Annotated in this window: 9 protein-coding genes and 1 riboswitch; all 9 genes read right to left on the bottom strand. The window is 45.2% G+C overall.

Annotation, left to right across the window (positions count from 1 at the left end; translation table 11 throughout):
* Window positions 1-28: 28 nt before the first annotated feature.
* A complete protein-coding gene (locus ACTHMC_RS22220; protein ID WP_440416519.1) occupies window positions 29-928 on the bottom strand; it encodes a DUF4465 domain-containing protein in 900 nt (299 codons plus the stop codon).
* Window positions 929-983: 55 nt separating this feature from the next.
* Window positions 984-2,459: a PKD-like domain-containing protein gene (locus ACTHMC_RS22215; protein WP_440416518.1), complete on the bottom strand. Its 1,476-nt coding sequence runs from the start codon at window positions 2,457-2,459 to the stop codon at window positions 984-986.
* A 44-nt stretch (window positions 2,460-2,503) separates the two neighbouring features.
* Entirely contained in the window at window positions 2,504-3,577 is a 1,074-nt protein-coding gene (locus tag ACTHMC_RS22210; protein WP_440416517.1) for a YncE family protein, read from the bottom strand.
* A gap of 80 nt (window positions 3,578-3,657) precedes the next feature.
* Window positions 3,658-5,727, bottom strand: coding sequence for a TonB-dependent receptor (locus ACTHMC_RS22205; RefSeq protein WP_440416515.1), 2,070 nt, complete (start codon window positions 5,725-5,727; stop codon window positions 3,658-3,660).
* A gap of 104 nt (window positions 5,728-5,831) precedes the next feature.
* A riboswitch (cobalamin riboswitch) is annotated at window positions 5,832-6,039 on the bottom strand.
* Between the two features lie 77 nt (window positions 6,040-6,116).
* Window positions 6,117-6,647, bottom strand: a complete 531-nt coding sequence (locus ACTHMC_RS22200) for a hypothetical protein (RefSeq protein WP_440416513.1) — start codon at window positions 6,645-6,647, stop codon at window positions 6,117-6,119.
* A 113-nt stretch (window positions 6,648-6,760) separates the two neighbouring features.
* A complete protein-coding gene (locus ACTHMC_RS22195; protein WP_440416511.1) occupies window positions 6,761-8,803 on the bottom strand; it encodes a tetratricopeptide repeat protein in 2,043 nt (680 codons plus the stop codon).
* Window positions 8,804-8,813: 10 nt separating this feature from the next.
* Window positions 8,814-10,064: a hypothetical protein gene (locus tag ACTHMC_RS22190; protein ID WP_440416509.1), complete on the bottom strand. Its 1,251-nt coding sequence runs from the start codon at window positions 10,062-10,064 to the stop codon at window positions 8,814-8,816.
* Window positions 10,064-10,384 (bottom strand): STAS domain-containing protein, encoded by a 321-nt coding sequence (locus tag ACTHMC_RS22185; RefSeq protein ID WP_440416507.1) that lies wholly within the window; start codon window positions 10,382-10,384, stop codon window positions 10,064-10,066. Before ACTHMC_RS22185 ends, ACTHMC_RS22190 begins: the two co-directional genes overlap by 1 nt.
* Window positions 10,365-10,848, bottom strand: a 484-nt coding sequence (locus tag ACTHMC_RS22180) for a hypothetical protein (RefSeq protein WP_440416505.1), incomplete at its 5' end; no start/stop codon positions are given. The genes ACTHMC_RS22180 and ACTHMC_RS22185, both read right to left, overlap by 20 nt.

Here is a 10,848-nt window from a genome sequence, read left to right as displayed (position 1 = left end):
AAGCCGGGCATCGTTCTTATTAATACAATTACTGTGTTACAGTAATATTGTCCATGCACACATAGGCGGGCGTATTCAGTCCGAACATGCCTGAATCATTGCCCTGAATATTAAATTCAATTCGGGTAACTTCATCCAGATCTGTCAGGTCGAAATAAGTCCAGGCAGTACGGGGCGCTACAACAGGCAGGTAGTTATTGTAAGCTGCCAGCATGATCTCAACAGGTGCGCCTCCATTGGTAGGCGTGCTGCCGTTAAAACCATAGGCCAGTAACTTAAGATAACCCTGTCCTCCATTGATGTTCTTCAGCGGTGTTGCCACACCTGTACCGAAAGTATTTCCGTACTCTATCACACCATAGGTGTAAGAAGAAAGGCAGATATACATTCCATCTACAAATCCACTACCGGATGTAAAATTGATAGTAGGTCGTGTAGCGAAACTGGAATTATAGCCATCCACGTAACCGAACATTACAGCAAAATTGCTGCTGCCGCCGTAGCCGCCATTCTTAGCACCATGGGTTCCGGAATAAACACTGGCCTGATTGAGATAAGAATACCACCAGTCGCCGGTTTTACCGGCAATATTTGATTTGTAGTTCCAGTCGGAAACAATGAATCCTCCGTTCCAGTAATCAACAGGTCCACTGCCAGCCCCTTTGATAGCAAACTTCAGGTTGCTGGGCGAGTGAACATATGGCAAGATCTGCGTTCCACCCCAGGAAGAATATGCATTGTCTGCGTAAGAAGTAGAATCCGCCATATAACTCCGGCTTATGCCTTCAAAATCGATGGTATAGGAGGAAGTCAGGGTATTTCGCCCTTCAGCAGATGCAGACTTTGTATCATTTTTTTTTGAACAGGATGCAGCCAGTACAAGTACCAGAACTGCCATCAGCTTCAGATCAAGGATTGCTCTTTTCATAAATAAGAATTAAGGTCTGTGGTTAATTATATTTTCTTGATGCCCGGCTTTACAATTAGTTTTTGAGATGCTTATCCAGTATGGTATTCACCTGAAGCATGCGTGATTCTTCCATGTTGAAGTCTTTGTATTTGTTGCCATCATTGAAATCCTTCAGGAAAGGATAGATGACTTTCTGAACTTTGATAAAATCTATTCCAGGTAATTGTACAGGTTCTCCTTTTTCATTTACGGCCAGGTCGATATCAATATTTCTGGTCTGATAGAATTGTACAGAACCGGAAAGATCTTTGGTGATGCGTTTACCTTTGCGTGTGAAAGTAGAAGGCCATCCTTCCAGCATGGCAGTAGCTTTTGTGTCGGCATTGATCACGTTCAGTCCGGGAAAAAAGCCCCTGGTGGAAAAAGCGCCGCTGGTGGTTTTGGAGCTGGTGAAGGTTTTGTTGGTAACGATTTCCCCTTGCAAAGGCTCTTCCTGATTATCCTTCCATTTGAAATACGAATAGAATCTTCTTGTATCGGTCTCAGTTCTGTCGTAGGTGAAGGTCATTTGGTATTCGGGGAGATCTTCGATGCCATAATCTGCGTTTTTGATCTCAAACCACTCATCGGCATCAGGTTGACCGTTCTTGTTTTTATCCCAGGCCACGTAAATAGCTGGCAGATCATTGTTGGAATGTGTGGCAGCTATTTCCATATCCGGTTTTCCGGGAACATTCACTACGGTATGATCAAATTTGAAAGTAGCTGAGCCTCCCCAGCCTCCCAAGAACAGTGAATTATTTCCTCCCACCTGCTTTCTTAATTCAGAAGCTTTGCTCAGAAACTCATTGTACGGCAAAGGATTTTCTCCTCCATATTGCCAGTTCTCTGCATACCCGATGATGGACCAGTTGTGATTTTTACCAGGAGAGGGCAGATATTCCACCAGGGTGTTTGCATTCTTCAGATAAGAAGCTTCAGTAACAGTAACATTTCGGGTGAATTTTGACGTCTGCTTGCCTGCGCTGGCGCGAAGGGTGAGGGCATAAGTTCCGGCATCAGCAGCAATAAAGTTCAGGTTGAGCTCTTTACCGATAACAGAATCTCCGATGGTCCACTCATAATCGTAATCATTACGTTCAGGACCAGTAACGGCGGGAGCAATTTCCATTACTGAACACTTAGGCACAGTAATCCCTTCGGCTATGGAAACAGCAATCGTTTTCTCTACCACAATTTTAAATATCTGCTGGTCAGTGCCTCCTTTGTTGTCAACCTTGAAGGTCACGTCAAAGTTTCCCGGTTCAGTAGCAGCAAACGTGTAACTGATCTCACCGGTTGCCACCTGTGTTCCATTCACCAGCCAGCTGTAGGTATTGCCTTTCAGGTTAGTGATGGTTGGCGCCAGTATCATCTTATCGCCGATATTCATAACAATGGCATCGCCCGTGACACCGGAAATAGCCGGAGCCCGGTATTGCTCTTTCCTGCAGGAGAAGGCAAATAATATAACAACTGCCAGCAGTTTGCAAAGGATGTGTTTTTTCATACGTTTTACATTCAGTCTATACTTTTTAAAAATGAGCGTTGCTTTTATTGTTGAGGTAAAAGAGTAAAGTGTGCGGGGATATCACCGGTACGTACGCTCCATTTCTTTCTGCCGGCTTTGGTAAAGCAATAGAGCATTCCGGGGGATACATAGTTCCCGGCATCGGTAACATAGATGTCTTTAGTTACCGGGTGTACCAGTATTCCGTAAGGGATTTCTATCTGTTTGTCTGTGCCATCTGTAATAAATGAGCGGGTAACGATCTTACGGGTAAGTGTATTCACGATACCATAAGTGATCACATTGGAATAGGTGACATAGCTCCATTCCGTGCTGTAGATATAGAGGGAGTCGCCATCCAGGTAAAAATTGCTGACGGCAATGGGCAGCGTATCAGTCACCTTCTGTTGGTCTTTGTCTATGAAATAAAGCCTGGAAGGCAGGTTCTTATAATCGCCCCGGGAGGTTACCCATAGATTGCCGCGCTTATCTGACTGCAGGTGGTGGAGATTGTAAGCCACGTCGATGCGTTTATCTTCTTTAAAAGTGGCGATGTCAATTACAGAAACCGTCTTCTCATATTTCTCTGTATTGCCTGCTCCCATATAACCTCCGGAATTGGCCACATAGATCTTTCCATTTGAAATTTCCAGGTCATCCGGCTGAAAGCCTACTATGCATCTGGCAACTTCTTTTAATGTTGTAGTGTCTACTTTTGCCACATATCCTTTCTGCGTGTAATTGGGATTCACTTCAATAGGCCCTGCGTAAGAAGTAACGTAGGCATATCCTTCATGGAACTTGATATAACGGCAGTTGGGGATCTGGATCTGGCCGGTCCTTTTAGCCGTTCCTGCATCCATCACTTCCACTTTATTACTGGCATTGATCACGGCGTAGAGCTTGCTTCCATAGATTGCGATATCATTGCCTACATCGCCCAGCTCTTTGGGAACGGTTGGATTCCTGGCTCCATAAATATTCCGCTGGAAAGTGCCGGTAGTGTAATCGAAATAATCAAGCGTACTTTTATTACTCCCCATATTGCCTTCGTTGAGCATATAGAATCCCAAAAAACCATTGCTGGAAGGAGGCTCCAGGGTAGTGTCTTCATTCATGAATACTTCTATATCCTTTCTGCAAGAGCAAGTCAACAGAACCAACAACAAAAGCACTATGAAGAATAACGGATCTTTTTTCATAGTTCAACGGATAAGATGATTTTATAATTACGTTTCGGCATGGGATAGTTTTGTACCACATCATAATCCTGGTTGAGCGCGTTGTTGAGCTCGCCGGCAATCCGGAAACGGAATCTTTTGTATGTAAGATCTTTGGATGCAGACAGATCGCTGGTGTACCAGGGCTGTTCGTAATTCTCTCGTATGTTGGCAGAATTGGTATATCGCTCACCTACATAGATAAAGCTGTAGTTCAATCGCCATGATTTATACTGTACACTTGAAATGATTGAACCGCTATGCCAGGGGATATAAGGGATCTGTCCTCCCCAGGTCATCTTTTGCAGTTCAATATTTTTCCGGATCGCAAAATCCTGTGCTTTCTGGTAAGTGTAGGTGACTCTTACATTCAGCCCGAGATCAGCAGGCAGGGCAAAAGCCATATCGGCCACCATATCGGTTCCTATGATTTCCACGTAGCCGTAATTCACCATCATCCAGCGATACATACCGCTGCCTTTGGGTACAGCTACTATTTTATCTGTAACCTGGTTGAAATAAAAATCAGAGGATAACTGCCATTCCCTCAACACTGACTCCGGAGAAATCTTACGATAGGCAAACCCGATATTATACTGATGCGTGTATTCAGGATTCAGGTTGATATTGCCTATATCAGTGTAGTACAGGTCGTTGAAAGTGGGCATCCGGAAAATATTCTTGTAAAAGGCCCTTACGTTGAAGTCCGCTTTGGGAAAGGGTTTAAAGGAAACGAAGAATGCAGGTGTCAGTTCTTTTTTTGAAGGAGCAGAAACGGCCGCTTCACCGGTTACCGTGTTACCCGCCGAAACTTCTTCTTTTATGAATGTCGCAAGCAAACTTGCCTGCAATTTGACCTTCCAGAATTCTGCGGCCCCGGCAAGTGCCACCAGGGAAGTGAGTCTTTTGGGAAATACAAAACCATCCAGGTTTGCAGTGAGCGTGTTGTACTGGAAGTCAGTAGATAAATTGATGCTGATCTTTTGTGTGAGATTGTATTTATTGGCAAGAGAAGCATACCATTCTTTCTGGTAGAACTTATTATCGATATAAAGCAGCGTGGTATCAGGGTTCAGAAACCGCATAAAATCATTGGCATACTTCGCGTTTACCTGGATATCGTAGCCACTGAGAATATTTTTCTGGAAGGAACCCTGTAAAAAGAAATTTCTGTCCCACTGTCTTTGGGAGCGCAGCCAAACATTGTTTACGATGGCGCCGGGTATTCCTCTTTCAGAATTATAGAAATAAGTCTTGACATTCCAGTACCCGCGCGTGATATTCCCAAACAATCCCGCCTCCAGTCTTTGTGCATTGATGTCTCCGTTTTCTCTGGTGGCTGTTGTATCCCAGGCGGTCTTTCGTGTTCCGCTCAACACTCTTCTGTAACGGAACGGATAACGCCCGGAAGAGTTCACGTATTCACCACTGAAGGAAGCGGCTAAACTATCGGTAAACTTATGCTCCAGTAATAAAGAAGGATTGATCAGATCAAAAGAGCCTGTTTTATAGACCGCTTTTACATTGGTGGTTTTTGCAGAATCGAAAGCAGGCCTTCGGCTGCGGATATAGATGGTGCCGGATGATGAGAAATCTCTGGCAGGTTGAAAGATATCGCTCTTCTGCCCGTTGTAAAGAGAGATGGACTCGATATTATCCATGGAAAACTTTCCAAGATCTATTTGTCCGTTCTGTGCGTTGCCCAGCTGGATGCCATCATAGAATACACCCATATGATTGGTGCCCATGCTGCGCATGTCCACAGTTTTGAGGCCACCGATCCCTCCATAATCTTTCACCTGCACGCCGGCAAAATAGCGAATGGCATCAGCTACCGAATAGCTGTTAAGGCTCTTCAGTTTTTCGCCGGAGAGTTTCTGAGAAGGGATCACTTCTCTGAATGGCGTTGCAGAAACTGTAACGCCGGGTAAGGTTTTGATGCGGCCGGTATCGATACGAGCAGCATCTTTCCGCGAATGCTGCGCATACGAATACCTGCCAAAAAATGCAAAAAACGCTATCAGCAACGTTTTTAATGCGTTTGACATATATCCAATAATTGATTGATTATGGATAGCTTACAGGATAAAAAACGAAAACACGTAGACCGGGTAAATGGTCGAATTTGTTTCAAGCCTCATCCTCGAAAGCTTAAAATCTATCTGCAGTGGCAGGTCTCCTGGCTTGTTCCCACTTTGAGCGGCCTTCCCGTTTTTGTTCACTAAAAACAGTGGCGTGTAGATTGTCAAAGTGTTATACAGAACTTACAGTAGCGGGTCTGCTCAGGTTTCGCACCTGATTCCCTTTTAATCCTGGCATCGTGAAATGAATGCCAGAAACCAATTGCAGCGCGAAAGTAATATAAAATAGTGAGAAGCCGGAGAGAAAGAGGATTGTGTAAAAAATACAAGGCAAAGAAGAGATGAATGTCAGTTGTTTATTTTTTCTTCAGAACGGCTTGTTGATAAGACCTGATATGATAACTGTCAACCTTCGGAGACTCCTCCGTTCCATTACCGCTGGTTGTTATTGCTTTTACAGGATAGGAGAAAAATTCCAGGTGTAGTTCGTCATTTTCCATCCAGTAGCTGTTGACAATAGTATTACCACTTACAGTAAAAGCTCCTGCAAGCTTGCCTCCTTTCCAGTACTGGTCAAGCCTGATGCCATTCACTTCATCTATCACCCAATGACCCTTTGCAGTGTCAATTGCTTTCAATAAATATGGCCGGCTGTCTTCAGAAGGCTTGCCGTAAATGATATGCCAGATGTATTGATCGATGCTATCTCTGGAAGGTTGGATATGCAATTCCATATCAACAATACGCGGATTGGCAGCGCCGTAAGAATACCAGTTGAGTTTGCCGTACCAGTGGCCGATAAAGTTTCCGGGGAATTTCGGCTGTGCCTGAGATTTGACAACAGTAAATGAGATAATAAGTGCCAGGATAAATGTACAGCGCTTCATGGTGAATATTTGTACAACAACATAGCGGTTTATATTTCATCTGGCAAGTCTGTTCGTTTGAACGGTAAAATAATGACCTTATCCGGGAAACGACAACAGCCAGTTCTTCCAGCTTACTTCATGCCTTTGTACCACTGCAGTAAGATGTATTTTATTTTAATTCCCATTTCCGAGTAAGTAAACCCTGCAACGGTTGAACTGGCGCTGTTACTGTGCAGAAAATAAGCAAGCACCTGGAAAGCAGGGGCAGGCTTGTACCCAAGTGTAACGTTAAAACGGTAAATAGCCTGACCGGATTCCTTATCGATCTTCTGAAAACCGCCTGCCACCAGAGCCTGGTACAGCCATTTCTTTCCCGGTATCTCGAGGTTTTCAACTGCACTGAACAATTCATAACTCCTGAATTGTTCCGGACTGAAATATTTTGCGGGTACCTGGTCATCAAAACGCAGCTGATTGTAATTGATCCCTGCTTTCCACACAGGATCTGTAAGAATATTATAATAGAGTGAGGCAAACAGCAGGCCGCGATTATTATGATCGCTGTAAGAGGTATAATAATATTGGGAAAACAAGCCGAGCTTTACCGGAGTGACCAGGTTATAGGTAAGTATATAATTATTCATGGTGATATTGCTGTTGATGAGGCTGGTAGTAAAATTCTGCACATCACTCCTGTAGCGAAGCTCTGCGGTATGCCAGCGTGCGAACTTCCATTCTGCAGCAATATCTGCGAGCAACTGATGTTTATTTTCCGTCCCGTTCAACTGGCTGCTGTTCAGGGCCCCATTCAACAACAGGCTTGAACTGACACGATACCTTAATCCCAGTGTATAATGTTCGTTGCTTGCATGCTGATCCGAATGCTTGTCTCGCGTGTGCCTGGCTCTGTAATCCATTGCCATCCTCAATCTCGGAACAATGTCAAATGCCACACCAACATGGTAATTATATGACTCATTGCCACCTTTATCTGTGCTGCGGAATCCGTCGGCGGTGATCGTGGGGGCGTGTCTGAGGCTGATCTTCTGCATGAATTCCCTGGCATCTTTCTGACCAGGATAATAGTGCAGGGTGGAATCCAGAAAGCTGTATGACTGCTGATCAAGTTCCCTGGCAAACAGTGCATCCGCCAGTCCCATATTTGCATCAAATGAAGTAGGTTGCTGCTGGAGTACGTTCCTGAACAGGAGTTCCGATTTGCCAAAGTTCTTCTGCCAGGCAAGCAGCATCGCCCTTTTCACTTGTATATCTGTACTTCGCGGGTAACCGGCTTCCAGTGAATCCAGCTCACGGAAAGCTGCTGCAAACTTCTCATTCCAACCCAGCGCCACCACCCTTCCCAGGCGTGCCCTGAGCATAGTGGACGTGTCTGAAGCCAACATCACAGCAGTATCAGCATAAACAAGGGATAGTTTCTTTTTCTTCTGAAGAAAAAGAATATAGGATATGCCAAGGGCCGCATCCACTGCCCGCTTCCTTTTTTGCAGCAGTTGCTTTTGAATAAACAAAGCTTCCCGGAATTTTTTGGTCATGGTGAGCAACTGCGCTTCTACGAACATAGTTTCCCCGTCTTCCGGAAAGTCCTTTAGGTTTTGCTGAAGATAGCTGGTTGCCTGATCGTATAAATTCAATTTCATCAGTTGGTCTGCCAGTGCAAGCCGGGTATATTTTCTGCTGACCATTGCATTAGCATTACCAGGCATTAGCCGCAAAGCTTTATCGATATGAACGAGGGCGGAATCGTATGACCGGATACCGGAAAGGGCATTGGCATATCCCAGCGTTGCCGGAAAGTTCTCGGGCTGTGTCAGCAACAAGTGATAGTATGCATTTTTAGCCTGCTCAAATTCCTTGTTCCACATCAATGCTTCTGCACTGTTGAGGAGGATCTCAAAATCACCAGGATACCTGATGAGCAAGCTATCAAAAATCTTTTTGGCTGTTTCCGGCTGGCCTGAAAGACCGATGGCCCTTCCATAACAAAGCCTGGCCGTGCGGTTACCGGGATCTTTTTGTAGATAATTCCCAAAGAACACAGCGGCAGCCGCAAACTCACCTTTCTCCAGCATTACATAGCCTGGCTGCAACGCATCCTGCGCGTGGCCGGAGAAAAAAAGTACAGAAAAGAATAAGACCAACAGGTGTTTTTTCATGAAATCAGATTCAGTTAATGCTCCTGGAAGTTTGTTTGTGGCCATGCTCATACATTGCCTGAACCATCATCAGCAGCAGGATCAACGCTGTCATCAGCCAGATCTGGATGTTAATCACCTGATCAAAGCTGTAATGGAACTTCCATATCAGCACCACCTGGCACAGTCCGGCAATTATGGTCAACCATACAGGCAACCTTCTGTTGAGGGATACATTGTAATACACGAAAACGTTGGCGCACGCAAAAAGTGCTGTGGCCAGTGAATATTTCCATAAATAGCCTGCTATGCCAAGATAAGGTTCACCAAACAATATCCTTACCATCCATTCAGGGAATAGCCAGGTGGCCACTACAATGCAACCACCAAGGCATGCCACTGTCAATAGTCCTCCGAAAAAGTACAACAGATGTGGCCTGCCTTCCTTCTCCAGCTTTATCACTAAAGGGAAAAGCAGTGTCACTACAGTCCAGGTACCGAAATAAACCAGTCTTCCTATCAGCGCCAGTGCCGCATACAGTCCTGCTTCCCCGGGCGGAAAAAAATGTTTTACCAGTATAACATCGCAATTATTGATGAGGATCTGACTGCATTCATACACCAGGATCAGCAGCAGGAAATGCCTGACTTCGGCTTTGTCTGTCAGTGCACCGGAAGCAGCTGGCAAATGAATTTGAGCAACCAGCCATGCCCCCAGCAATGAACCTGTTATAGCTAATGAAATACCGGTCAATCCCCAGTCAGCAGTTACTGCTATAACGGTGAGCATTAGCCGGAGCAGCATTTCAGCCTGGTAGGAAAAAGCCAGCCTTATGAATTTTCCTGTGCCCTGCAATGCACCCCGCTGAATGCTCATGAGCAGGTAAATGGGAACAGAGATACCCAGCACAGGAAAAATGGTCCATGAGCTGGTTTTGAAAAATGACTGCCAGTACAAAGAGGGCGCTGTCAAAAGAACGGCAATGATCAGGCCCCAGGCCCAGGCCTTTTTTTTCAGCCATGAGAGGTATCTGGCCAGTACTGCAGATTCAGCTTCAGCAGCATGCAGTGCCGCATACCTGGCAGCCGTCAGTTGAAAGGCCAGTGCCACAAATGACATCACCAACAGCAAGGTCACCAATAAACCTACCTCAGCAAATTTTTCCGGAGGCAACCATCGGCCCAGCAGGAGGTTTACCAGGTAGTTTCCAAGGTTTACCAAAATGGTGCTGATGAACAGCCATATTCCCTGAATGGCCGTTTTATTTCGTGCATCCGGCATCAAATCAATACCGGTTTAAACCATTTTTCCAATTTTGTGATCAACAGGATCTTATGTGCTTCACTCCTTCTCCTGATCCGTAGTTCCAGGGAAATACCGTTGTCTGATGCAGCCATCCAGGCCTGTACCAGCACATTGATTCCTGCAATATCAGTTTCAGTCACCTGCGTCATATCTATTATTACTTTTTCTGTATTATGCCGGCAGAAAGCCAATATGGCCTCTTTTTCCGAAAGTGCATTGACTGCAGTCAACTGAGAAGGCACGCGGTAGATATTCAAGGCCGGAGTGATTGTGTCATTATTCAGTTGATGAGGCATTTTGATGGTATTTAGATTTTGCAGGGTAGTTCCTGTAATGAGCCCAGATCTTCGTCAACTGCCCGACGATCTTTGCCGAGTCTTTCATGGACAGCTTTGACCCGTCGGCATGTATCCATCTTTTCAATGGCTGCTCGTAAATAAGTTGTTTCACCTCTTCCCTGCCATAGTTTTTTTTCATACGTAAGAAGATCTCCACATCAAACAACCAACGCGTAATGAAAGGTTCCCTGAACACCAGTTCAGCAGCATCCCTGCTCATTACTTTTGCGCCACATTGTGTATCCTGGAAATTCATACCCAGGATCAGCCGGATACATTTGTTGATCACCTTACTGATGAGCTGCCGCGCACCGGCTCTGGTAATGTCTGCCCCCACCCTGCTGATGCGGGAACCACTCACCAGTTTATAATCCGAGCTGAGCAGGGTTTTGGTGAGCACATCATAATCATTGAAATCAGTG

Source organism: Pseudobacter sp., assembly GCF_051955275.1.
Classification (GTDB): Bacteria; Bacteroidota; Bacteroidia; order Chitinophagales; family Chitinophagaceae; genus Pseudobacter.
This window is presented reverse-complemented; position numbering and strand designations above follow the sequence as displayed.